This window comes from Ensifer sp. ENS02 (genome assembly GCF_014851885.1).
Classification (GTDB): domain Bacteria; phylum Pseudomonadota; class Alphaproteobacteria; order Rhizobiales; family Rhizobiaceae; genus Ensifer; species Ensifer adhaerens.
In genome coordinates, this window is record NZ_JACVAO010000023.1 from 25,572 (window position 1) to 48,649 (window position 23,078).

General features: G+C 59.2%; 29 protein-coding genes. 10 read left to right on the forward strand and 19 right to left on the reverse strand.

Annotated elements, in window-relative coordinates:
- Positions 1-142: 142 nt before the first annotated feature.
- From IB262_RS31585 to IB262_RS31605, 5 genes are all read right to left on the reverse strand, one after another.
- On the reverse strand, positions 143-655 hold the full coding sequence (locus tag IB262_RS31585) for a thermonuclease family protein (RefSeq protein ID WP_192494253.1): 513 nt from the start codon (positions 653-655) through the stop codon (positions 143-145).
- Positions 652-1,929, reverse strand: coding sequence for a plasmid replication protein RepC (repC, locus tag IB262_RS31590; protein ID WP_192494254.1), 1,278 nt, complete (start codon positions 1,927-1,929; stop codon positions 652-654). Before repC ends, IB262_RS31585 begins: the two co-directional genes overlap by 4 nt.
- 441 nt (positions 1,930-2,370) lie before the next feature.
- Positions 2,371-2,805, reverse strand: coding sequence for a type II toxin-antitoxin system VapC family toxin (locus tag IB262_RS31595; protein WP_192494255.1), 435 nt, complete (start codon positions 2,803-2,805; stop codon positions 2,371-2,373).
- The gene (locus IB262_RS31600; RefSeq protein ID WP_192494256.1) at positions 2,806-3,045 is read right to left on the reverse strand and encodes a type II toxin-antitoxin system VapB family antitoxin; all 240 of its coding nucleotides are present in this window, start codon (positions 3,043-3,045) and stop codon (positions 2,806-2,808) included. It lies immediately after the preceding gene.
- A 235-nt stretch (positions 3,046-3,280) separates the two neighbouring features.
- Complete coding sequence (locus IB262_RS31605) at positions 3,281-5,629, reverse strand: ParB/RepB/Spo0J family partition protein (protein WP_246802773.1); 2,349 nt, start codon at positions 5,627-5,629, stop codon at positions 3,281-3,283.
- Between the two features lie 116 nt (positions 5,630-5,745).
- Between IB262_RS31605 and IB262_RS31610 the strand changes: the two genes are divergently transcribed.
- From IB262_RS31610 to IB262_RS31625, 4 genes are all read left to right on the forward strand, one after another.
- Positions 5,746-5,994 (forward strand): hypothetical protein, encoded by a 249-nt coding sequence (locus IB262_RS31610; RefSeq protein WP_192494258.1) that lies wholly within the window; start codon positions 5,746-5,748, stop codon positions 5,992-5,994.
- Positions 5,995-6,143: 149 nt separating this feature from the next.
- Complete coding sequence (locus IB262_RS31615) at positions 6,144-6,392, forward strand: hypothetical protein (protein ID WP_192494259.1); 249 nt, start codon at positions 6,144-6,146, stop codon at positions 6,390-6,392.
- Positions 6,393-6,511: 119 nt separating this feature from the next.
- Positions 6,512-7,777 carry a type VI secretion protein ImpB gene (locus tag IB262_RS31620; RefSeq protein ID WP_192494260.1) on the forward strand — a complete coding sequence of 422 codons (1,266 nt, stop codon included), beginning with the start codon at positions 6,512-6,514 and terminating at the stop codon, positions 7,775-7,777.
- Positions 7,777-8,031: a hypothetical protein gene (locus IB262_RS31625; protein WP_192494261.1), complete on the forward strand. Its 255-nt coding sequence runs from the start codon at positions 7,777-7,779 to the stop codon at positions 8,029-8,031. The genes IB262_RS31620 and IB262_RS31625 overlap by 1 nt, the downstream gene beginning before the upstream one ends.
- A 2-nt stretch (positions 8,032-8,033) precedes the next feature.
- On the opposite strand, the gene IB262_RS31630 is transcribed toward IB262_RS31625, so the two are convergent.
- The 3 genes from IB262_RS31630 to IB262_RS31640 form a co-directional block, all read right to left on the reverse strand.
- A complete protein-coding gene (locus tag IB262_RS31630; RefSeq protein WP_192494262.1) occupies positions 8,034-8,639 on the reverse strand; it encodes a hypothetical protein in 606 nt (201 codons plus the stop codon).
- A 171-nt stretch (positions 8,640-8,810) separates the two neighbouring features.
- On the reverse strand, positions 8,811-9,008 hold the full coding sequence (locus tag IB262_RS31635; protein WP_192494263.1) for a hypothetical protein: 198 nt from the start codon (positions 9,006-9,008) through the stop codon (positions 8,811-8,813).
- A gap of 482 nt (positions 9,009-9,490) precedes the next feature.
- On the reverse strand, positions 9,491-9,796 hold the full coding sequence (locus IB262_RS31640) for a hypothetical protein (protein ID WP_192494264.1): 306 nt from the start codon (positions 9,794-9,796) through the stop codon (positions 9,491-9,493).
- Positions 9,797-9,989: 193 nt separating this feature from the next.
- Here IB262_RS31640 and IB262_RS31645 point away from each other — a divergent pair, with 193 nt between their 5' ends.
- Positions 9,990-11,015 (forward strand): IS110 family transposase, encoded by a 1,026-nt coding sequence (locus IB262_RS31645; RefSeq protein WP_192494265.1) that lies wholly within the window; start codon positions 9,990-9,992, stop codon positions 11,013-11,015.
- A gap of 441 nt (positions 11,016-11,456) precedes the next feature.
- Here IB262_RS31645 and IB262_RS31650 read toward each other — a convergent pair whose 3' ends face one another.
- From IB262_RS31650 to IB262_RS31660, 3 genes are read right to left on the reverse strand one after another with little or no spacing between them, the layout of a single operon-like run.
- A complete protein-coding gene (locus tag IB262_RS31650) occupies positions 11,457-11,903 on the reverse strand; it encodes a hypothetical protein (protein WP_192494266.1) in 447 nt (148 codons plus the stop codon).
- Between the two features lie 35 nt (positions 11,904-11,938).
- Complete coding sequence (locus IB262_RS31655) at positions 11,939-12,940, reverse strand: hypothetical protein (protein WP_192494267.1); 1,002 nt, start codon at positions 12,938-12,940, stop codon at positions 11,939-11,941.
- Positions 12,937-13,392, reverse strand: a complete 456-nt coding sequence (locus tag IB262_RS31660; protein WP_192494268.1) for a protein psiB — start codon at positions 13,390-13,392, stop codon at positions 12,937-12,939. Before IB262_RS31660 ends, IB262_RS31655 begins: the two co-directional genes overlap by 4 nt.
- A 705-nt stretch (positions 13,393-14,097) precedes the next feature.
- On the opposite strand from IB262_RS31660, the gene IB262_RS31665 reads away from it, so the two are divergent.
- Positions 14,098-14,667, forward strand: a complete 570-nt coding sequence (locus IB262_RS31665) for a helix-turn-helix domain-containing protein (RefSeq protein ID WP_192494269.1) — start codon at positions 14,098-14,100, stop codon at positions 14,665-14,667.
- Positions 14,668-14,704: 37 nt separating this feature from the next.
- On the opposite strand, the gene IB262_RS31670 is transcribed toward IB262_RS31665, so the two are convergent.
- Positions 14,705-15,730 (reverse strand): dienelactone hydrolase-related enzyme, encoded by a 1,026-nt coding sequence (locus IB262_RS31670; RefSeq protein WP_192494270.1) that lies wholly within the window; start codon positions 15,728-15,730, stop codon positions 14,705-14,707.
- A complete protein-coding gene (locus tag IB262_RS31675; RefSeq protein ID WP_192494271.1) occupies positions 15,720-17,333 on the reverse strand; it encodes a hypothetical protein in 1,614 nt (537 codons plus the stop codon). The genes IB262_RS31670 and IB262_RS31675 overlap by 11 nt, the downstream gene beginning before the upstream one ends.
- A 268-nt stretch (positions 17,334-17,601) precedes the next feature.
- Between IB262_RS31675 and IB262_RS31680 the strand changes: the two genes are divergently transcribed.
- Entirely contained in the window at positions 17,602-17,904 is a 303-nt protein-coding gene (locus IB262_RS31680) for a hypothetical protein (RefSeq protein ID WP_192494315.1), read from the forward strand.
- Between the two features lie 25 nt (positions 17,905-17,929).
- On the opposite strand, the gene IB262_RS36785 is transcribed toward IB262_RS31680, so the two are convergent.
- From IB262_RS36785 to IB262_RS31705, 5 genes are all read right to left on the reverse strand, one after another.
- Positions 17,930-18,322 carry an SOS response-associated peptidase family protein gene (locus IB262_RS36785; RefSeq protein WP_348646944.1) on the reverse strand — a complete coding sequence of 131 codons (393 nt, stop codon included), beginning with the start codon at positions 18,320-18,322 and terminating at the stop codon, positions 17,930-17,932.
- A gap of 280 nt (positions 18,323-18,602) precedes the next feature.
- Positions 18,603-18,884 carry a hypothetical protein gene (locus IB262_RS31690; protein ID WP_192494272.1) on the reverse strand — a complete coding sequence of 94 codons (282 nt, stop codon included), beginning with the start codon at positions 18,882-18,884 and terminating at the stop codon, positions 18,603-18,605.
- 42 nt (positions 18,885-18,926) lie between these two features.
- Positions 18,927-19,340 carry a hypothetical protein gene (locus IB262_RS31695; RefSeq protein ID WP_192494273.1) on the reverse strand — a complete coding sequence of 138 codons (414 nt, stop codon included), beginning with the start codon at positions 19,338-19,340 and terminating at the stop codon, positions 18,927-18,929.
- A 284-nt stretch (positions 19,341-19,624) separates the two neighbouring features.
- Complete coding sequence (locus tag IB262_RS31700) at positions 19,625-19,855, reverse strand: hypothetical protein (RefSeq protein ID WP_110880428.1); 231 nt, start codon at positions 19,853-19,855, stop codon at positions 19,625-19,627.
- A 130-nt stretch (positions 19,856-19,985) separates the two neighbouring features.
- Positions 19,986-20,249, reverse strand: a complete 264-nt coding sequence (locus tag IB262_RS31705) for a hypothetical protein (protein WP_192494274.1) — start codon at positions 20,247-20,249, stop codon at positions 19,986-19,988.
- A gap of 108 nt (positions 20,250-20,357) precedes the next feature.
- Between IB262_RS31705 and ligD the strand changes: the two genes are divergently transcribed.
- Positions 20,358-21,299: a non-homologous end-joining DNA ligase gene (gene ligD, locus IB262_RS31710; protein ID WP_192494316.1), complete on the forward strand. Its 942-nt coding sequence runs from the start codon at positions 20,358-20,360 to the stop codon at positions 21,297-21,299.
- Positions 21,300-21,593: 294 nt separating this feature from the next.
- Here the strand turns inward: ligD and IB262_RS31715 are convergent, their stop codons facing one another.
- Positions 21,594-21,737 (reverse strand): DUF1127 domain-containing protein, encoded by a 144-nt coding sequence (locus IB262_RS31715; protein WP_192494317.1) that lies wholly within the window; start codon positions 21,735-21,737, stop codon positions 21,594-21,596.
- A gap of 357 nt (positions 21,738-22,094) precedes the next feature.
- On the opposite strand from IB262_RS31715, the gene IB262_RS31720 reads away from it, so the two are divergent.
- Together IB262_RS31720 and IB262_RS31725 are read left to right on the forward strand one after the other, a co-directional pair.
- Positions 22,095-22,517 carry a DUF3830 family protein gene (locus tag IB262_RS31720; protein ID WP_192494275.1) on the forward strand — a complete coding sequence of 141 codons (423 nt, stop codon included), beginning with the start codon at positions 22,095-22,097 and terminating at the stop codon, positions 22,515-22,517.
- Complete coding sequence (locus IB262_RS31725; protein ID WP_192494276.1) at positions 22,517-23,062, forward strand: hypothetical protein; 546 nt, start codon at positions 22,517-22,519, stop codon at positions 23,060-23,062. Before IB262_RS31720 ends, IB262_RS31725 begins: the two co-directional genes overlap by 1 nt.
- The last annotated feature ends 16 nt before the right edge of the window (positions 23,063-23,078 follow it).

Here is a 23,078-nt window from a genome sequence, read left to right on the forward strand (position 1 = left end):
CATATACACCGCAAATTCTACGCCAATATTAATCACGAAAACGGCCTAATCAACAGTTATTGCTGTGATTCGACAGGCAACTTGAAGCAATATGGCTATCGACGCCACTTTCGCCACTGCGCCACATTGGCTATCGCTCCGGTCACTGCATGTCGGATGTTTTGGAACGGCGGTAGACGTGCGGGCTTTCGATCTCGGCCGACCACATGCCGAAGCCGTTATCGCGGGCTCGGTTCTCGGCCTGGCCGTACTCGACCTCGTTGATGGAGTGGGTCGCCGGCAGATAGCGCAACATTGCCTCCGCCAGTCCGGCCTTCACCATCGCAAGGCCAATATCGGTTTCGCCTATGAAGCACTGTCCCACCAGGCGCCGATACTGGTCCCGATCGATGATGTCGCAGCGGACATGCCGGCCGTCGATCATTTTTCCGAGATAGCTTCGAGCTGCGACGCCGCACCGCCACACCTTTCCGTCCTTCAAGCCGGTCTGACCGCGCTCGCACGCGTCGATGGCCGCGATCCTGACGCGCTCGTGGCCGATGCTGATGGTGTCGCCATCGATGACACGGGCGCGGCCCGAATAATCGGCGGCCACGGCCGAACCACAAATGACGGAAAGAGCGGCGAAAAGCGCCGGTAGGGCATGATGTCTCAATGTGTGATCTCCATGGAATTGCGGGCGGCGAGCCCGAAGATGGAGCGGGCGAGATGCAATTCGCCCGCTCTTGCGCGGTCCGTCATGGCCCGCAAATAGCCTCCCGGTGAGCTGACTTCCTGCCGCTCGTATTTCTCGAGCGTCACGGCGACCGCGACGGCGGCTTGCTGCTCGCCCATTTCATCGACGGCGCGGCGGCGGGCATCCTCGGAGATCCCGGCAAACCGGCATATCAACGGCACGGCCCGCGCCAGATCGGCCCAGCTGGTGGGGGCAAAGCCGTAGGTCTTCAACGCTGGCACCGCCCTCAGGACATCCTGCAGGGCCACCATTGCCTGCGGCAAGCACTGTGGCTGGTTGATTTCGCTCGGGCGTCGCCTCAGGCTTTCTTCAAAAGCCCCTTTGCTGGCGGAGCCAGCCCTTAGCGAATTGCGCTGTTCGGCGTTCGCCGAACGCCGTTCATCATTACTCTCTCCAAGAGGTTCAGGGGTTGTAATCTGTTTGTGCGTGTCGTTTTCGACATACGGGCATGTCATTCTTTGCGGTTGAAGCGCTTTCTCTGACCGGCGCGGAAGCTGCATCAAGCGCTCCACGAACCACTCCAGGAGGGCTGTTGCTCGGCGCAATACCCCGCTCGCAGCCTTGCCGGCAATCCCGACAAGATCGCTCACGCGATGAATGCGGGCGGCGAGGCGGGGGGCAGCACGTTGGGAATGCTCTGCAGCGGCCGTGAGGGCCTGCCGCGCATTGCGAAGAGCCCCGCGATAGCGCCGCAAAGCCGCGTCGGCGGATTTCTTTTCGGCACGAACCCGTCTTACGAGCTCGTCGAGCTCGGTGTATCGAACTATCAAGATTCGAAGATCGATCCCGCAACCGTCAGTGATCTCGCCATCGCCGTTGCGGATGGGGTAGCGCTTGTAATTGCCGCTGTCCTGCATGGTAATCACTCCGGCGTCGAACAGCCGCGACAGTAAACGGCTGACGCGGCCAACCGACCGTCCAATTTCAAATGCCAGTTGCTGGTTGGACTTGAATACGATCGGACGTCCCGATCTATCGAACGCGTCGTTCGGAGCGGTGTTTATGAGCGCCGACAATAGATGGCTTTCCGTCCCATTGATCAAGCCAGTGCATGGAAGATTTTGTGCAAGAACAGCCAATTGGGCGCGGGTTATCGTCCCGAATTCCGCCGAATCCGCTAGTCGTCGGTAATGGGCGCGCTGCGGCGTTATCCTGCGGCCGATGGGCCGCCGATCTATATGGGTGTTCCCCATTCTTCGTCTCCGTTTAGAGACCAGGCAAAGCTTCGCCGCTCACCGAAAAGGTGTTTTTTAGAATTGACAGGGAAGGGAGGGTCTGCGAGAAAGGATTTGGCTTATTTTTTCACTGTAGACCCACCGCTTCCGGATTTTCCCGGGAGCGGTTTTTCTTTTTCTGGTCGGGTGTGTCTTCTCCGTTAAGTTGGTCAGAATGCGTTAGCGCCGAAATCAGCTCTGACTCCGCCGATTTGAAACCATAGCGCGGTTAAGCATAATGGCGCAATAACGTGCTACACATCGAAACCTTCGAGGCGCATGTTTCCGCGTGAAAACACTGATTTTTCAGGGTTTATCGACTTGAGATGACGCCGAATAGGTCGCGCCGCATATGTCGTGTTGCAGCAAATTGATGTGGCTCGGACTGGAAATCGAACGTCAAGGCCCTTGCGTGTGATTCTACCAGCCTAGATCGGTTTGGCCGAAATCGTCGCCTTTGTAGGCGATCCGCATTCGATATGCCTTGGCGCAGGCATAGGTGAAACAGTCGCCCATGTTCAACTTGGCCGGATGATTCACAACCTTTCCAAACTGCTGAGCAGCATCGAGGGCCTTGGTGCCTACGTCGCCTGAAATCATCGCTTCGCGCGCTTCCAGATCAGCAATGAATTGATCTACCAGGCGGCGGGCGATCTCCATCATCTCAGCAGTGGCGGGCTTGTCCTTGCCTGTCGTTTCCGCGAGCCTGCGCGTCAGCGACAATGTGGCCTCCATGCGGACCACGGCTGACACGTAGTAGGGGCCGCCGTCCCGCTCCAACCGGCCCATGAGTTCGGTGGCGTCTTGCTCCTGGGAGAGGATGGCGACGACGACCGACGCATCAACAAACAGCATTCAGTCTTCGCCCCACATTTCATCGGTTTCGCGCTTGTGGTCGCCCGGAGCGAACGGGCCAGCCTCGCGCGCCATGGCGAGGGACTTGGCAAGCCGCTCGCGCATCGGCAAACTGCCCCTGCGGCTGGCGATCTCATGCTTGAGCGCGGTTTTGACCGCCTCAACCTTGCTGGATTTGGTGAGACCGATAAGCTCCTCGGTGAGCCTGTCCACCTCGGGGTCTTTGATGTAGAGCGGCATGGCAGCATATCCTTTCGAGGATATTATCATATCCTCTTTTTCATATCCTCATCAACGTAAATACGAACTCGCGCGGCCGAATCCGGGCGGGAAGGGGAGTGTTGAGGGGAGGGGGATCGGGCCTCCCCTTAACATGATTGCGGGCCAGGTCGATCCTGCCCGCAATCATCGGTGCGCTCAAAAAGCGGGAGGGCCGATCACGCGGGAAGGAAGCGTGACCGGCCCGCGACTGATGTTACTCAGCCGCTTGGGGGAACTGCTCGTCTTCGGCGGCGCTTTCGCCGTCGTCGGCTTGTTCGGGGGAGGATATGCGAACAGGGGCCGGTAGCCAGCCGCTTCCGGCAACGAGGCGATCCGCGATCGTCACCGCCTCGGATTTCTTGGTGGCGGCTCTCACGGACAATTCCGCTTCACCGCCCTTCGCCTCGGCCACTGCAAGTTCAATGGTCGTCCGGTTGATGTGCTTGAAGTAGCTGTCGCCGGTCGTCTCGAACCAATCCGGCATATGCACCTTGAGCGCTCGGCCAAGCTGATTCGCCTGTTCGATGCCCTTTTTCCGATCCGTGAACTTCTTCTCTACCGCATTGACCGAGTGCGCCGCGCCGAATGCCAGCAGGGAAAGCACTGTGTCTTGCGGCTGTTCCAACAACCAGTCGAACAGATCGGCAGGATTGCCGGGGAGGTGATGGCCGTAGTTATCGGCAAGGTCGTTAAAGGCGGCAAGCCCCTTGCAGCTTTCGGCGTCCTTGATCGACGGCTCCAAACGCTCGTGTGTCAGCGACAATTGAAGGGCGCTCTGCTCCGAATGATACGAGTAGGCCACACGCAACAGCATCGCGTGAACCACCGCGACAAGCGCCACGTCAGGATTGTTCGCGAGTTCGATGCGCAGCGCGGCGGTCTTGTGAGCCGTCAGGTCCTCGATCAGGGCAGCCGAATGGCTGATGGTCGGGACCTTGCGTTCTACCGTGCCCTTGCCGCTCGGCAGGCCCTCGCCGTCATCGTCCTCCGCCTCGGCGGTTTCGTCTGCCTTTACGAAACCGCGTTCAATGGCAAGACGACCGTAATAATCGAGGAAAACGAAGGCTCCGGCCTGTTCAAAAGCCTGGGGGCTATAGGCTTCCGTGCGGGCATTGAGCGCGTCGATCCGATTTTCGGCGTCAGCCAACTTTTCCTCTGCCTCGTCGTCGGCCACGCCGTTTTCGATCAGTTCGGCGAGCTCGTCATATTCTGCCTGCGCGGCATCAAGCGCGGCCTGATCTTCCTCGGAAAGAGCAATCGCCTCCGGATAGTGGCGCTTCATGGCATGATAGCCAGCGGGGGCCGTTGCGGAGCACCCCACCCATTTCCAGCCTTCGGCGCGAACGCTGGCGGCGGTCGCCTCGAGCTTTTCCGCCACCAGCTTTTCGACCAAGGCGGCGTCCGTCGCATATCCGGCGTTACGGTCATCGAACAGGTCGCGTTTGACCGCTCCCCCGGCCTCCTCGTAAGCCACCAGCCCGCCGATGAACTGCATGCGCTTATCCGTCGCGGCAATCATTTCCTCGGTGAGCGCTCGCCGGATCGCATAAGGCTCGCGGCTCCAAGAGGAGAGCGCGTTCCATACCGTCACCTGCCTTTCGTGGTCGTCGCTGACAGTGAAGGCCGATAGCTGCGCAAAACTCATGTCCTCGTCGCGGTAAAGCTGCAACAGGACAGGCGACACGCGAGCGAGCGCCAGCCGTTTGCGGACAACGGTTTCCGTGGTGCCGAAACGGGCCGCGATGTCCGCAACGTCCTTCCCCTGCTTGGCGAGCGCATCGAATGCCTCGTACTGGTCGAGCGGGTGCATGTCCTCGCGCATGATGTTCTCAGCAAGGCTGATTTCCGTGGCAATCTCGCCGTCGCGCTCCTTGCACTCGACGGCAAAATCCTTGGCGATCTCCCCTGCTTCCGCCAGCAGATTAAGCGCTGCAAGGCGTCTTCCGCCCGCCGTCACGAAATAGCGTCCCTTCTTGTCGCCCCTGCGAACCACAAGGTTTTGCAAAAGCCGGTAGCCGTCTTTTCTGATGTTGGCGACAAGCGCATCGATACCCTCGACGCTGTAGGTCTTGCGGACGTTCTTCGGATCGGCGTCCAGCTTGTTCAATGCAACGGTGATGATCTCGGTCATGATGGTTTCCCTTTTCCCTTTTTCCCGCGAAGCGGTCTCGTGCCCGAAGGGGGCAGGAGCCCCGCTCCTGCTCCCCGAGCTCGTGCGGAACAGCCGGGGAGAGGGGGGCAAGGGGACAAATCGGAGGGGGATCACCCGCCCGAAGGGGCGACGCAGAAATCCGCGGATGCGGATCCGCGTCGATCCTGCACGAAGCGAGCCAAACGAGCGGAGGAAGGACGGGGAAACCGATTTTCCACTTGCAGGGGAGAGGGGGCAGAGCGCCCTTTCCCCACTGAATGAAACAATGAGCGTACCAGGCGAAGGCGGCGCAGCGGCCGAAGCCAGTTCGCGCACCGCTTGACCGGTTAATAGGGCAGCCGCAGGAGGTTCAGCATAGCGCCGGCCGAAGGCCGGGAACCGGGACCGACTGCCCCCGGCAAGCGGTTCCATGTAGTATCGACCGGAGACAGTCCGTTCGCCGTCGCCGCTCCGAGTATGGAGCGCTCCGCGTCGCCGGCGAACTCCGCTGGCAATCATGGCCTACCGCTGGAACTTGGAGGATCCGCATGAGCATGGTCGATCATTATGAAGCACCGCCAATGACAGAGCCTCAACGCCGCGATGCCTTGGCCGACATGGCCGCGGTCGTGCGTGGCGAAGAACTCGACATACCGTGGCGGCGCATTCGTGTCCTGCTCGATCACAAGCTTGCGATGGTCCAGCATCCCGTGTTGACGCAAGGAAGCTTGACGTCTCTGGGCCTAACGGACAGGGGCTTGCGCTTCATGGCCGAGACTGATGCCAGCTTGAATTAACGCACGCCAGTCTCAAGCGACGTCGTTTGTGTCGGCCACCGATCTCCAGACGACTGTAGCGTTGCGATCCCCTGTAGGATTCTACAGTAGCCATCCTTGGTTCCGCGATATCTAGTCGGAGGACTGCCAACCATCGGTGGAGATGAGTTATGCCGATCCCACATATGTCGCCAGAATTCCTGCCGGAAGATCATCCCGACCTACTCGAAAACACGGATCTGCCGGCAAAGGTCATACGGGTGTTGCGCAACGCCTGCTTCACCCGGCTTAGCGACTTCGACAATATGACCGACATCGAATTACTTCGCGAACCAGGGATGGGTTTGCGTGACGTCCGGGCGGTCCGGGAAGCTCGCGCGCGGCAAAAGCTCCGCAATGGCGACAAGCCTGTCGGCTAGCCTTATCGTCCTGCTTTGTCCACACCCAGACCTAATCGAAATGGTCATAGGAAAAAATTCCCCTTGACGAGGAACTATGCGCGGGTGTTCTGCTTTTGTTCATATCGACAGGAGCAAACATGCGCAAGCCGGAGACGATCGAACGCCTCTATCTGGATTTCGACGGCTTCTTCGCATCGGTCGAACAGCAGTGCGACCGGCGTTTGAGAGGCCGGCCGGTCGGCGTCGTGCCGTTTGCGGGAACGACGAGGACGGCTGTCATCGCCTGCTCGCGAGAAGCGAAAGCCTTCGGCGTCAAGAACGTGATGCCGATCGAGGAGGCCAAACGGCTCTGTCCGGATTTAGTGCTGGTGCCACAAAAGCCAGACCTCTATCGCCGGGCGCACAATGCGCTTTTGTCGGAAATCGAAACCATCATTCCGATCGACACGGCCAAGTCGATCGACGAGCTGACGTGCCGCCTCGATGAGGCCGGCCGGGCGGATCCGCACGGCTTGGCGGCGGCGATCAAGTCGACGATCGCGGAGAATGTCGGCCCGTGGATTACTTGCTCGATCGGTTTTGCCGCAAATCGCCAGCTCGCGAAAATCGCCTGCAAGGAAGGCAAGCGGAACGGCGGCCGATACGGCGATGGGCTCGCCATCTGGCAGCCGGAAGACATGCCGGCGCCGCTGCTTGCGGTGGCGATGGAAGATATTCCGGGCGTCGGCGGCAATATGGCGAAGCGACTTTACCGGTCGGCGATCTACACGACCGAACAGCTCTACAGTCTTCAGCCGAAGCACATGCGCAAGCTGTGGGGCAATGTCACAGGAGAACGGCTCTGGTATGCGCTGCACGGTTACGACATTCAGGCCCCGGCCTCGAGCCGGGGCATGTTCGGACATGGCCGCGTACTTCCGCCAGAGGCGCGGACGCTCACCGGCGCACGCGAGATTTCGCGCCTGCTGCTGATCAAGGCGGCGCGGCGGCTGCGCCGGGAAAACTTCTATGCCGGCGGTTTATGGTTATGGCTGTCGATCCGCGACGGCTCGTGGATGGGCAAGCGCCATCTGCCGGTCGTCAATGATGACCAGGCCATCCTTTCGGGACTGGCGGAACTGTGGGACCAGGTTCGCCGTGATCATCCGCGCGGAATCACGATATTCCGGATCGGGGTCACTCTTTACGATCTGTCGCCGTCGCACGAGCGCCAGCTCGACTTGCTCCTCAACGACGATCGCACGCGCCGGCGCTGGGAAAGCGCCAGCAATGCGATCGACAATCTGAACACCCGCTATGCCGGCACGGTCGTCAGCCTCGGTCCGTGGCGCCCGCCGGCCGGCGGGCACGTCGGCGGTAAGATCAGCTACACGCGCATTCCATCCGCGGAGGATTTCTGGTGATGAAGAGCTGGAAGAAAAATATCCGTATCGGCGATCTGGCCGATCATCAAAAACTGGAAGCGCGCTGCAAGAAATGCGGCCACGTCCATTACCTGACGCGGGCTATCGTGTGCGTCTCGCCGGAGCGCGAATTTCTCTATATCGACGAGCTGGAACGCGAGACCGTCTGCAGGGCGCGCGGCTGCGGTGGTGCCGTGCGGCTGTCGATGGTCAGGCTTGACGAGCTGAGCGGCTTTGTCGGGGGTCTAGCCTGACTTCACTCACGCCCCTCGGCATGCCGGTTTGCGATCCAAGAAAGGTTCGGAACGTCGCCACCGCCCGTTCTTACGATTTCAGTGCCGTGAAACATGATGCCGTAGCCATGCTCGCGCTCCCAGGTGCAGGCCAGCTCCGCGCCGAAATAGGGAAGCCGCCCTTGAAGGGGGGGGAGCGTGAGGTGAAGGAGCCGGATCATTGGGCGTAGCAGCGGCTCATCCCAACTCTCGGGAAGCTGCTCATCGGGGTCAATGGTGACTTGGTTCTGGATTTTGCGCAGCGAGGGCAGATCATTGAGGATAGTTTCAACAATTGCCCTTTCCACCGCTGAATCGTTTGCGATTAGCCAGCGCGCCGTTTCGAGCATGATGGGGTCAGGCGCATCGTCAGAGCCGTCGTCGTTCTCGAGATAGACCGGCATCTCGCCGGGCTCGGCAAAGCTGGCGTAGCCTCGCCCTGGGTGAGGGAGAGCAACCAACGAATGCCAGAGCGTCGAGGTCAGCGGCATGGGTAGCGCCGTCTCCCAAACGCCACCCCGGCCGTACAAAGTCGGCAGCCCGTCGGCCTGATAGGGGATATTGCTCGCAGTGAGTTTGTCCAAAAGCATCGTCTTTGTTCCCAAGGCTTCTTGCGACGGCACACGCCAGCTCGCGTAGGAGTGGTTGTCCCTTTATAGTTGATGCTCGAAATGGTGGTGCATTCGGCCATTGATTTCAAGAGCCATGCAGTCCGGGCCACGGCGGAAAGCCGCGCCCTGCATCGCAGGGCGCGGCGATGCTCACTTCGGCTTGTTGTCGTTGTCGGCCTTACCGTCGAACTCGCACTGGTAGCTGACCTCGACCTTGGCGATGAGCGGAAGCGAGACCGCGACCGAGATTTTCAACTGGCCCTTATGGGACAGTTTGGCGATTTGCCGATTGATGTAGAGGCGAAGGCGGCGGCCGGTTTTCTGGCAGAAGGTTACGAGCGTTTTCATTAGGGTGATCCTCCTTAGTGGTTGTGCGTAATCGCGAAGCTCGAATACGGCTGGGACGGCCGAGTGCACCGCGAAGCGGTCGCAACGGAGCGAAGCGGAGAGGAGAACCCTTTAGGGTTGCACGCCAAGGCCGACCCTGACGTATCGTGCGCAGCAACAGATTGCGTACAGCCACTAAGGAGAGGCCGGAAAACGCGGCCTTCGTAGTCCCGGTCCGCCGCCTTCGCCGTCAATCGGCAAATCGCCATCCGGCCTTCAGGCCGGATCCTCGGTCGCGGTTTTGCTGTAGCGGGGATCTATGCGAGCACCAGTGTTCGACGGCCGACAACGACAACAAGCCGAAGTGAGCCTGCCTGCGTCAGCGCGGCGGCCGCCGTGGGTGGGGGAGGGGAGCACGAGGGGAGGGGCGTCAGGGGCGCCCCTCGTTCTGTTCCTGGCCCGCTCGATGCGGGATTGGAACGGCCAGCGCTTAATCGCAGTCTTTACCGCACTATGCCGAGTCGTTCACCAAGGCTCGGCGGGGATAGCGGTCCGGCTTCCTTGATCATTGCCAGCATCATTTCGCACGTGATGCCGTGAACCTCGTAGCCTTGCCCCCGCGCGGTCTCGATGATCGATTCCAGGCTCGGGTATTCCTCAAGGAACGCGCCAAGCCAGAGGGCGCATTCGTCGGTTTCCGGGTCGAGGAACGCCTGTAGAAAAAAGGTCCTCAGCGGCCGATCATAGCCGATCGCGGCTTCCGGGTCGGCCTTGGTGGCGGATTTCACTTCAACGGTGTAGCGGCTCAATGTCGGCTCCTCTTGGTCGGTTCGGGGGAAGGCCGCGCCATGGCGCGGCCTCGATCTATTTGAAAAGCGGCATTGTCCGCTGGTTGGTGAGGGCGGCTCGCTCCGTCTCGAAACCGTAGCCGATGGGGTGGACGCCCCCCGACGGTCTCGAATGTGACAGTATGTGGAGGGTGTTCCTTCAAGGAGAATGGTTATGAACGAGATCGGCATCATCGGTTTAGACCTGGCAAAGCAAGTATTCCAGATCCATGGCGCGAGCCCCGATGGGAGGGTAGTCCTCCGAAAGAAGCTGGGGCGCGGCAGAATGCTCGAGTTTTTTGCCAAGCTCCCATGCTGTATCGTCGCGATGGAAGCATGCGCCAGCGCGCATTACTGGGGACGAGAGATCGGCAAATTGGGACATGAGGTTCGGCTGATCAACCCGTCCTATGTGAAGCCTTTCGTCAAGCGCCAGAAGAACGATGCCGCCGATGCGGAAGCCATCGCGGAAGCTGCCTCCCGTCCGACCATGCGCTTCGTCCCGATCAAGAGCGCTGAAAAGCAGGCCTCCTCGATGACGTTCAAGGTTCGCGACCTTTTGGTCCGACAGCGAACGCAAACGATCAACGCGTTGCGGGGGCATCTGATGGAATACGGCTTAGTCGCCGCGCAAGGGATGCAAAACGTTCCCCGTCTGCGGCAATTGATCGAAACGCATCCGGACATGCCAGAGATCGCCAGAAGCCTCAGCTTCGGACTTTTGCAGCACATCGAATCTCTCACGGACAAGATCAACGTCGTGGAGCAAGACTTGCGGACCAGAGCTCGACAGGACGAGGTTGCCTCGCGCTTGACCACTATCCCAGGGATTGGTGCGATCTGCGCCACAGCAATGGAAGCCTTAGCACCATCGGCGGCGGCCTTTTCCAAGGGCCGTGATTTTGCGGCGTGGATCGGGCTCACGCCTAAACAGAACTCGTCCGGAGGCAAGGAGCGTCTGGGAAAGACATCGAAAATGGGGCAGCGGGATTTGCGGCGGCTGCTCATCATTGGAGCCACGACCGTCGTCCGGTGGGCGAGGCGACGCGGCGCTCCGGCTGGTACCTGGCTGGCAAGAATGCTTCTGACGAAACCGCCAAAGCTGATTGCAGTCGCTCTGGCCAACAAATTGGCGCGTATCGCCTGGGCTCTCATGGCCCGCGGGGGCGTCTACGAAGCTCCGGCCCCTGGCTCTGCCTGACGCAGCAGCCAGAAGTCGCGAGACGTCGGGAATGTGGTGAGGTCTAACGGAGGATTATGGGCAATCGGTCAGAGAACGGGATCGGATAAACCAGCAGTGGGATGAGTGCTGAGAAGCACGCGTAGCCGATTGGGATCCGATCCACGAACTCCATAAAGGCCCGCGGCGTCTCGATCTCGCCACATGAGGCCGGACACACGTCAGCGCCTGACCACATGCCTGTACCGAAGTAAGATTCCGCTTGCATCTTCCGGGGCGTCCACACACGTCCCAATCCGTCCAAGCCTCCCAACCCTTCGCGGTTGCGCGTCCGTACCAGACGCGCACCCGCACTTTATCGGCGGCAAGCTCTTCGACAATGGAAACCGTGAAGCTTCCGCCCATGCCTGACGGCGTATCGAAAACCTCGACGTTGCGGCGCTGGTGTCGCATGTCCGCTCCCTACAGGTTGAAATAAGCGACAAGCGACTGATTGGCGCGGTGGCAGGCAAGGGCATAGGCGACGATCTGCGCCACCATGTCCGGATCGGTCGCGCCCGCCCGTTTCGCCCTGTCGGCCATATCCTCGGCGAGCTCGCTATCGTTCTCACCGACATGCTTGTTGCCGACAATCCAAGAAATCTGCCCGGTCGGCACCTCCGGCCGGAGCTTGGCCGGAAGGGCGGAAATCCGACCTTTCCTTGTGCTGGCTGCGTTTCCGGCATGTTCCGCCTCCGTCGTGGTCGGATAATAGGCCATGACCAATTTCCGGCGCTGCGCGTCGGCGGCACTGATGAACGCCTGTCCGCCGTCCTCGGTCTTGTAGAGCGCCCAATCGGCGGCCGTGCCGCCGAAATAGGGATCGCCCGTGCCGTGAAACTCCATGACGAAATAAATTGCCTGGGTCATCGGAATGTCCTTCCTTCGAATTTGGGGGCGGTTGATCAAGCGGCGCCGGCGCCGCTGATCTTTTTCAGGACGGATTGCGCCGCGTAGCGCCCGGCCTCGTTCAAATGCCGTTGCCACGCGCCTTGCGACGGCGACCAGCGAAAGCCATTGGCCTTGAGGACGCGCCGCGTCGGATCATCGGGCTTGCCGGGAAAGATCAACTGGATACGCGCGATGTCGGCGTTCTCCTTGATCTCGACGGCTCCGGCGCTCGTCTCGACCTCTTGGCTTTGAGTGCCGCGCTCCTTCATCCTTGCGAGGACCGCAAGGCGCTGTTGCAGGCGGCGAAGCTCGGCGCGGCTGTTGGTCGTCGTGAAACCGCGCCGGGACTGCCACGGCGCTAATTTGATGCCGTCGGCTGCGGCTTCCGGGGAAAGGCCGGTGTTCGCCACGACGGCGGCAATCATGTCCTCTTCGCTGACGAGGTCCTTTTCCATGCGCCGGATAATCGCGTTCGCGGCCTTCATCCGGTCGATGGCAAGCGCCGTCTCCTCGATGCGCGTCATGATCTTCTGCAGGGCGACCGGATCGCCGGAACGGATCGGCTCATCATCCGTGCCATGCGGGAACGCCTTCCGCTTCACTGCCTTGCGGGCCATCGCCTCGTGCGCTTTGAGGTCGGCGCGGCGCGCGTCGGCAATCCTCATGCGCTTTTCATTGCGGGCGACGGGAAAGCGGGCGGGGCCGGTGATAAACCAGTTCATCCAACGGCCTTCCGCCGCCCAATAGCGCCGCGTCAATTCGACGTGGCGGCGGGCGAAGGCTTCAATTTCCGGTTCCGGAATAGGTGCGCAGGCCTTGTCCCAAAGCTCGGCCACGTAAGCGGCGAACTGGTTCAACCGCTCCGCAAGCTCGGAAAGCTCGGCCTTCGTGCGCCGGTCGGGGAAGTGGGTGAGGGCGTGAAACTGCGCCTCGATGTCCTCCGCCGCAATGGTTGCGGCGAAGGTTCCTGCGACGATGGCGAGGATGTTGTTTTCAAAGGCTGCGATTTTCATCATGCCTCTCCTTCCACAAGGGTAGGGGCGCGGCGCTCGATGCGGCATTGCAAGCCTGCGAGCGCTCCGGCGATGATGATCCCGCCCGGTGAAATCTCGTCGGCCTTGGCAAACACCGGGTCCAGGACCGGGCGGCAGCACTTGAAATGCTTTGCCGCATCCTCAAGGCTGATGAGGGGGGACGTGTAAGGTGTGCTGCCATCGCCACCGACAAGCACGATCTTGCCGGCGATCGGCTGCGGGAAGCCTTCAAAGATGGTGAAGGCGGTCAGGCCGTCCTGCAATCCTTCCTCGTCGACGTAAAGCGTGTGCTTCTCATCAAACCGCACGGCTTCGAGCAAGCGGCAACCGATCACGTCATAAATCGGCCGGATGCCCATCGAAACGAGAAGCTCGACAGGCTTAAAAATCGTGGATTCCGGGTCCAACAGGTAAGCAATGTTCACGCGCATCATGGTTCTAGCCCTTTCCTTTCCGCGAAGCGGTCTAGCTCTTGCCCGAGGGGCAGGAGCCCCGCTCCTGCTCCCCGAGCTCGCGCGGAGCAGCGGGAGAGAGGGAGGCAAGGGAACAAAACGGAGGGGGTTCGCCCGCCCGAGGCAAGCCGAAGGGGCGACGCATGATCTGCGTATGCGGATCCGCGTCGATCCTGCACGGAGCGAGATGAAGGCGAGCGGAGGAAGGACGGGGAGACCGTTTTTTCACTTGTGAGGGAGAGAGGGCGGCGCCCTCTTTCCCTCCTACGGAAGACAGAGCCGGCCGCCTGGCGGCCGCCGTTTCAGATACGGAAAGGGCCGCCCTGCCTCGTTAGATCAGGACGGCCCCCCAGGTGGATGACAAGAAGGGCTAGCGACTTGCCATCACCAACTCTTGATTGGTTTTTCCGGCGGGCAATATGCTGATTTTCAAGCGCGCTGTAAACGGGATTTGGAGGCAAATTGGTGCAGTCAAGGCGAGGCGGCCGCGCAGTGGCTCTTGCGCAACCGATCGTTACCCGCATGGGCGAAGACCGTTTTCAGCGGGCTTCGTGCCGAAGGCATAGAGCGGGTCGCGTCAGCGATGCGCCAAATTGATTCGAGACAAGACGTTTTAATGGGTCCAAAGATACAACCATTTGGGTTAGAAAGATCTGGACCACTAACAACCTACGGGCAGGATCACTCTTGGCAGGACCGTCTCTCGAGCAATGGATTTTAGACCTCGGTTTACAGCAAGTTGAAGACCCTCAAATCGGTAAACCTATCTATCGCAAGCCCATCGACGGTCGGGTTATTCTCAGTGCGGAACTTGAAGGCCAAATCAGCTCAAGCCTGAGGGAAGCACGGGATCGGCGAAGACTGGCGCGGAAAAAGGTGGCGACCTTGCTTGGTCTTAGCGAGCGGGTCTATGAGCGTTACGAAAACAACGTTTCCCGTCTGACGGTCGGCCGTCTGGTGCACCTTTGCGAGGTCCTGGGGGCGAGTCCGGAAGAGATTCTATCGTCGCCGGCGCGCCACCTTTGGGGTGAAACGGAAACCTGCGCGGAACTCCTGTTGGCCTCGATCGAAAAGCTCCGGAGCTTCGACGAGGAAACCTTGCGCGACGTTCTGAGCCTGCTCAATCACATTGAGTCTCAAACGACCATCGATAGCAACGGAGGCGAGGGTGACGGCGCGGCGCTAGCCGCGCCATCTCTTCCGTCGGTTGTTGATCCTTTGCAGGGAGGTGCCGAAAATGGCAATGCGCCGGTCTGAGCGGGTCATGCTGGAGAGCGAGATTCCAACGTCAAGCTCATGTTCGCCGGGCCGATTTGTCAGCTTTCGACAGAAACCGCTTCAAGCTCAAACCGGCCAACAAAATGTAAGGCGGCATGGCGAGCGAATAGTGACCGCAGTTTAATTGCAGAATATTTGGCCTGGCTCCGGCGTCCTTCAGCTTCTGCATGAAGCCCACCGATAGCTCTGGCAAGACAACCTTGTCTCTCTTAGCCAACACAACGTGAAGTTCGAGATCGGACCGCGCCAAGCTCTGCACGTAGTTCTCCATATTCAGTGGACCCCAGGCCCTTCTTAGATCGGTCAGCTCAATCTTAGGCTCAAGGCTTTCACGTATCGATCGTGTCGCGCGCCCCGTCCAAACCATGTCCGCGAGACTCCCCGCCGTCAGAAACAACGAGGCTTTGGACACTGCGGAGTCGTGCGCGGCGATCATTCCAGCGACCCAGGAACCCAAGCTCATGCCGAGAACCGAAATCTCGCGATAGCCTTCGCTTTTGAGCCAGCGTATGAGCTTTTGCCCATCCCAGACTGCCTGCCTTACAGACTGGATCGTTCGGCCGAGATTAGGGCTAAGCATATAATCGGCGTACGGGGAGCCGGAACGGCTGCGCTCGAAATGATAGGGCAAAGCCATTTCGACAACCGTGATCCCGCGCCGCGAGAAAAAGCTGGCAATCTGACGATTGCGAGCGCTTGCATTCCAATGGTGAAAAATCACCATCGCCTTATCGACCGACCCGCCTTCTGTGATTTTCGCCCAGACGGCGTTGTTCTCTTCAACGTCAGTGGCAATATCCGAAGGAAATTTGAGCCACCCGTCTTGCCGTTGAAAACGCTGATGGTCCCCGCCGGGCTCATCGAAATAGGCCTGATCAGCCACAGCCTGGTCCGCAAGGACACAAAACTCCTCGATAGTCGCTACGTTCTTCGCGCCTGGAAAGGCGCGGTCGGCGTCAAGGATGAAATCGGTTGTTTTCTTCGCTTCCTCGCCGCGTCGCGCCCGCCGCTCATCCCACCGATCAAGCCAGCTATGATACACTCTGATTGTTTCCTAACTCGCTCGCTCGCCATCGGCCAAACCCTGGATCGATTAGGCCGTATATTGCGAGCAGCACTCCAATGCCCAGGAGGATCGAAAAGCCTGCAAACGCACCGATTAGCAGGTAGCCAGCAAAGAGTAACGCTACAACCGCCGACATCTTCCACAAGGGCAGATGAAATCGGCTTTCGGCGCCTAAACGGATGGAGCCATACAGAAAAACAACACAGGTCGAAATAGCGATAAGTAGGCTGGTGTAATGCGTCGGCATCCTATAGCGAAACCCGGTGCTCACATCCTTAGGCTCGGACAGGGCTGAAGACATATCGCTGACCAACCAAGCCGCAATATTCTCGCCAGTCGATGTCAGGTAAGAGCTTTGGGCCTTCATGCATATGGCGATCAGAATCCCCAAAACAGTACACCGAAAAATTCCGCGCATCACCCGTGGGCTGACTTTATAGACCTCGTATTGATAATCCACTCCCGGCCGATCCTTCGATTCTTCTCCAATTTTCCAAAGGTCATGGACCAATGTATGAAGCAAAATGAGACCTACGAAGAACAGATAGAAGCATAGGCACATGTAGAGGTAAGCGAGCCCTGTGAATACAATCTGCATCGGCAGCGATATAACCTCAGGGCGCACAATTGCTAGCTTGCCCCAATCTATCGCGTAGTTGCCTCCACCCTTGATCAACGGAATCAAGGACACGCCGATCCACTGAAAAAGACCGGCGAACAACACACAGATTAAAAAAACCGCCCAAAATGTATACGAAGAAGCTTCAACGTTGCGCGCCCAAGCCTCGTCGCTTTCCATCCGGTCGCCCTGCGCTACAAGCTTTAAGCGCCCTTCATATTTCCAGAAGACCAGCAGCTCTATTACGAACGCAAAAAACAGCGGTAGAAGCACCATGAAGACGAATGTCCAATTCGGCGCCCAAAGGAATCCAACCTGCTTAACCAGGCCATCTGCCCGGCTGTAAGTAGCGTTGTGAATCCCCGTAATATAAGACAAAAACCCAAGAGCGGTGGCACCCGCAAACACCGATGCCGGTAAATTCAAGGGAGATCCGCGACTAAAAAGCGCCTCCGATCTACTCGCCAAACTGATACGCCGACTCGGCCCCTGGCCGTCTGTATCCTGCGTCAGCTCTGCCGGCGGCTCTGGCTCATCATCGGCGGTCGCAGTGCGTTCCAGATCAGGAGCCCCTAGCGCGACGATGCTTCCCGCTTTCTTCGAATATCGCCTCTTGGCGGTTAACCGAGATTGCGCCGCACTAAGCTCTATCTGCCATTCGCTGGTTGCCGCCGGATCATCGCACCCAAAAACCCTTGCCAGCCAACGAATGTTGGCCGTGCTAATTCCTTTATCGTTCTCTTGAAACCAGAGCTGCACTGTTCGCAGATCGACCCCGATCCGGTTGGAATCGATCTGGGAAATCGCCTCGGCAAGCAGATCAGGGGTCCATGGGCCAGCCGGGAAGCCATCGTTGCCCAATGGCCGCCCCGCGCCCGCCGCAGCCAATTGTTTGAATAGCTCTTTGAAATCACTCCCGTCTTTCGACGGTGGAAGAAAAAACTTTCCGTTTTTTATCAACGGCTTACAGGCCCTGGTTTCGTTTCGCTTCGCTGGATTTCGTTTCCTATCGTGCCTCTGCCCTCAATCTACGGCCCTTTCTGTTGAACGCAACTTTGTGGCGCTTCCAAGATGAAGCGTGCAACTGCCGGGAGGAGGGCTCCTTTTGCCATCGGTGAGAAACTCAACCATGCCAATTTTGTCATTGTCAGCGCTTCATATAGAGACCGACAGAGGCGGAAATGGAGAAGAAAGGGCGGCGGTACCTGCTGTTTCCCTTCGCGAGCTGATGGATCGCCATATCGCGGCGCAACGCGCGGCAGCGGATGCGGTTCGCGCGTGGGACGGACGCAGGGCGGCCGGCGAGGTCACGGATGTCGCCTACGCAAATGGCCTATTGGACGTTGCGCGCGATGAAGAAGCCGGTTGGCTGGCGATCGTCAATTACAAGCCGCGGGGCGACCGGGAATCGAGGCTAAAGCTAACCTATATGGCGGCATACCTAATCGCGACGCGAGGCACTTTGAATGCCAATGAGAAGAATTCCGTTTTGGAAGCTGCTGACGATCGGCCTAACCTATCGATCTCGTGACCTTTTTGCACCGATATGATCAGGATTAGATCAACAGGGGCTCCGTCGTCGTCGTTGCCGCTGGAAGTACGGCCATCTCCTCGTTCGGGTATGGCCGCTGCAGCACCTTTGCCAGGTCCCATTCGGCTGTCATCCATAGATCGATGTCGGCCTCGCTGGTCAGCAGCACCGGCATAGCCTTGGCGTGGATCGGCTTGACGACAGCATTCGCTTCGCAAGTCAAGAAGCCGAACAGTTCATGCTCACCGGCGCGCGGGTTCTTCTGCGAGCCGCGTTCGCCTTTCCAAGGCGTCCAGATGCCGGCGAAGAAGGCCAGTGGCTTGCTCGGGTCTATCACGAACTGCCGTTCGGTCTTTTTCGGTTTCGTGTCTTCCCATTCAATGAAGGCGGTCCATGGCACCAGGCAGCGGTTCTGCACGCCGAGCCAGCGCCGCCAGTGCGGGGATTCGACGTTGCGAAGTTGGTCACGCCATAGTCGGGCTTACCTTTGGTGACGAATAATGGCGATGGCATGCCCCAAGTGAGGTTCGCAATCTCGCGCTCGCCATCGGGGGTATTCCGAACCACCGGCGCGACCCTATCAGGATAGGCTTCCTGCGACGGGTTCGCTCGGTTGGTGATATCCCGCGTCGCCTTCGAGCGGCGCCAGAGTTCGTCAAAGAGCACTTCGATCGTGTACTTATTCCACATGCGTCCTCTCAGGCGTTGCGATTGATCGCACCCAGTCTCAGGCCGTTGCCGTCCCGATTGCCGCACTTGCTGCAGCGCAGGTATGGACGGAGAACGGCGATCGGCGTTTCGGCGCCATACTTATTTGCGAGCTTCCAGCGGTCAAGCCAGTTGCTGAAGCCACACTTGGCGCACCGGGCGCCGACGATCTCCCATTCGGCAAGGTCGCAGAAGCGGATATGGCCGATGCCTTCTTCAGGGTCGATCTGGCGGCGTTCGGAAACCAACTCAATTCCCCGGTGATGTTTCATCCGACGTTCTCAAGTATTGCGGCGCGGCTTGGGTTCAACGGCCTAACCCTCGATCTTGCCGCCTTTCGCGACGAGCAGGATCCTCGCCCCTTCGCGAAGGATGATGCGACGGCCTGCATATTGCGGAACGAGTGCGTCGAACGCGGCGCGAGCGGCGTGGATGTTGTCCGCGCCGGCAAGCGACTTCGTGCGTTTGCCGGCATCGTCGGTTTCATCGATTGACAGGTGGTATCTGTCGCCAAAGAAATTCAGTCGCTCGAATTCCGGCATGTTTTCGACCTGGCACTCCTTGCCGACTTCGCAAACGAATTGAGCGTCAACCTTGCGAAGCCATGCGCGGATACGGCGACCGTCGAGCGTTCCGTTGGCCTGGAAGCAAATCTGCCAATCGGCTTTGAGGCAGACGAGTTTCAGGTGCGAAGGATAGGAGTGGTTTGCATATAGGACGCGCGCCATCGCAGGCACCTGAACCTTTCCGAGTTTGCCCGCATTGAGTGGCTGGCGGCCGCCGCGGCGCCGGTGATGTGCTTTACTGCTGCCGAGCTGGCGGCCATGTTTTGGGCCGATGCTCGAAGCAAAACCATTTCGAAGGGCCTTTGCCGGCCGAGAAACCGAAACCGCCCCACTTCGTACACCCAGGGTGCTCGCATAGATGCACCCATGGTCCTTCAATCGACCTCTGCGCGCCCGGCTGTTCGTCACTCATGCCGGCCGCCATCGATGTTTCAGGGCGAAGTTGGTCATGCCTCGGCATCCAACGAGCGCTCAAGGGCCGGTCGCCAGCCGCGGGCAAAGCCGACGCTCATCGTCGCGCCGGCCAGCGTCAGTTGTTCGCGCAGGTGCCTGCAGTCTTCGAGGAGTGTTCGGATGGTCGCGTCCTTGTCGCCTCGGTGCCACGCGAGCGCGGCGACAAACTCGTCGACTGGATCCTCGCTCTCTTCGATCTCGCTTCGATGCAGGACGGCGGACATGGCTTCTCCTTCTCCGGATTGCGCCGGAGTGCTTCAATCTTCAGACGGCTGGTAGGCGGCGGTTTTCGCCTTCGAATGTTCTTATATTGTTCTCATGCGAGGCGAGAGTCAACGCCGAGAAATAGGGAGGTCAGTGCACGGGCGACATCTTCGGTCGCCGAATGATCACGCCGGCGGCGTCCTCGAACATTCGATCCTTGGCGTCGAGGGCAAACCAGTGATGATGCGCCAGTTCGATCAGTGCGTCAGCGACCTCTCGCTCAGACCAGCCTGCCACCTGCGCTTTCTCGGCGACTGTCCGGAAGAATTCTTCAATCGCCATTTGGCAATCCAGATCTCGATCTGGATAGGCGCCACCGCGCTTCGGTGACGAGAGTATCGGCGGCTTCGGCATGGGGTTCCTCCTGAGTGGCAGCTTAGACGTTTTCCGTGTTTCGTGCGTTAATGCGCCATGGCTAAAACACTTCGAAAGAAATCAGTTCCCGCGACGCCGGCCGATCCGATGCCACGGCGCGTCGAACCATGCGTGGCAACCCTCGTCGACAAGCCACCGACCGGACTGGAGTGGGCCTTCGAGGTGAAGTGGGACGGTTACAGGCTCGCGGTGCATGTCGAGCCAGGTGAGGTGAGGGCGGTCACCCGCGGCGGCTACGATTGGACAAAGAAGTTTGGATCTATCGCCGCCGAGGCGCGCGAGCTCGGCCACATTTCCATGATCATCGACGGGGAAGCAGTTGTCCTCGACGACCAGGGCCGTTCCGATTTCGGCCTGCTACAGCGCGCGGTCGGCAAACGACCCAGCGCACATGATGCGAGCGATATCGTCTTCTTTGCCTTCGACCTTCTATATCTCGACGGGCTTGATCTGCGGAAGCTGCCACTGGCCGAGCGCCGTCGTCTCCTTGAGCCGATCGTCGCCGGCCGCACCAGCGCGATCCGCTTCTCCGAAGAGGTCGAGGCCGACGGAGAATCCTTCTTCCGCGTCGCGTGCGAGCATGGGCTTGAAGGCATCGTCGCCAAGCGCCGGGACAAGCCCTATCGATCGGGCCGCCAACCGGAGTGGCTGAAAATCAAATGCGCGCGTCGAGACACCTTCGTCATCGTAGGATATGAGCCATCGACGATGCCAGGCGCGATCGGCCGGCTGCTGCTAGCTGCGAGAAAGGGCGAAGGCCTTGTCTATGTCGGCGGATGCGGAACCGGGTGGAGCAACAAGGAATCCACCGCTCTACGGGAGTTACTGAACGCGATTCCTGCCGACAGGCCGGCGGTAACGTTGAGGCGCAAAGGAGCAGTCTTTGCGCGGCCACTCCTGGTCGCCGATGTCGAGTATCGTACTTGGACGCAAGACGGGAAGCTCCGACATCCTTCATTCAAGGGCGTGCGAGAAATGGAAGGGCCGACGGAAGCTTATGAGATCACGGAAGAACCAAAGCTCGCCTAATCTAGCAGGCAATGTGCCACGGAGTTGCGGCGCACAGTTAAGCGAGTGATATATTAGCGGCAGCGTACCGGATTCACGGAAAGCGACCTTCCCACCGTGTTTCGTTCTCCGCTATGTGCGCGTGTCAGTTTTCTGATGGAGTTTCTTCCCCGCGTCCCAGGGAGCCAACTGGTGCGCGAGCCTTGCCCCGCCTTCCCCGGCGGGGTTTTCTTTTGCACGTCATGTCCCCACAAAGCAAAAGCGTCCGCAGGAGATGCAGGCGCTTGGCAGATTAGTCAGTTTGTGTAGGTCGCCTTAGCGGGCGAAGGCCGTGCGTGCGACGCGGTCGATGTCGGCGCGTTCGATGCCGAGGTCGCGCAGTTCGCGGTTCGACATGCGGCCCAGTTCGGTGACCGCCTGACGATGCTTGCGCCAGTTCAGGCCTTTGGTGAGCTGCAGCGCTCAACTGAGCGCTTCCATTAAGGCGTGGCGCATGCTCCGCACCTCCTCATCGCCGGTGCTCCCGATCGCGGACCTACGCCTCAAGCGAGATTTTGGGTTTGGTCATTCGGGCGACGCACAGGGTTGTAGCCGGGTTGCATTGCCCAAGCGAAAATTTCCAACAGATCATTTCCAGTCACAAACGAGCTGAGACGATGCCAGACCTGAGCGGGACGCACGGTATTTCGGCCTGTCGGGATCGAGAACCGGCAACCTCGCGCAAAAATGAATTCATCCATTCATTGACATTCTGTATAGTTTTATTCATACATATTTCTACGGCAATTTTTTATTCAATCGCGAAAAGGAGCCATCATGCCGTCCTCAGAAATTTTGTTGTTCGACGCGCCAAGTGTCGGAAAGTCGTTCCGGGCCAAACTGTTAACACAGGAAAACCCTGATGTCGTGGAGCAGGTTCTGGCGCAGCTACCGCTCAAAAGCGTTCTTGGCCACGTCGTAATCTCCGGTGAAGCAATTTGGATGCCGACCCGCATCGTCCATCTCGGACGCAGTAACATGGTTCAGCGTCATCCGGGCGCTGTGTACCTTTACGCTCCGGGTCAAACGATCTGCCTAACCTACGGCAAGATCACCGAGAGTGCGAACGTCAACAAGTTCGCGGAGGTCTTTGAGGAAGATCTCGCAACGCTACAGGAACTCGGCGAACTCGTATATGAGCAGACAGTTGCTCTGCCGCGCCGCAATGTGATCGAAATCAATGTCCGGAGGGCTTCTTAATGTCCGCTATCAAGAAATTCGAGGGTGACTGGCGCCAAGCTAAGGCAATCATTGAGCAACAGATCGATCGCGTCTGGTTCGAGGAGCCCAGCGAAATCCAGAAGATTCGCTGGGGCATCATCGACAGCGGCGCAGGTACGCGCGAGCAGTCCTTTACTGTTCTTGTCCACCTCGAAGCGTATCTGATGCTCGTAGGCGCTGACGTAATGTACCGCTTCCTCAAGGTATCGCAGTACGACGACATGCAGCTTGCCACGATGAACAGGCTGACGCGCGAGTTCCTCACGGGTACCTTCAACGTGTTCGAATTCATGACCGACCTGGGTCTGACGAACATGCATGAAATCGGACAGATGTATTCCGACGCTCTCGATACCCTCGAGACGAAGGAACAGTATGTCGAACTGACCGGCGCTATGATGACCTACGTCATTCGTATGCACCGTTGGATCCATTTCATCTTCCCGTGGAATCTGGGTGTTGCATTCCCGCATCGGCTGCCGAACGAAGTGACGGCCGTGAGCAAGCTCGTCTCTGCGCTCTGATTTTGTGCGCAAATGA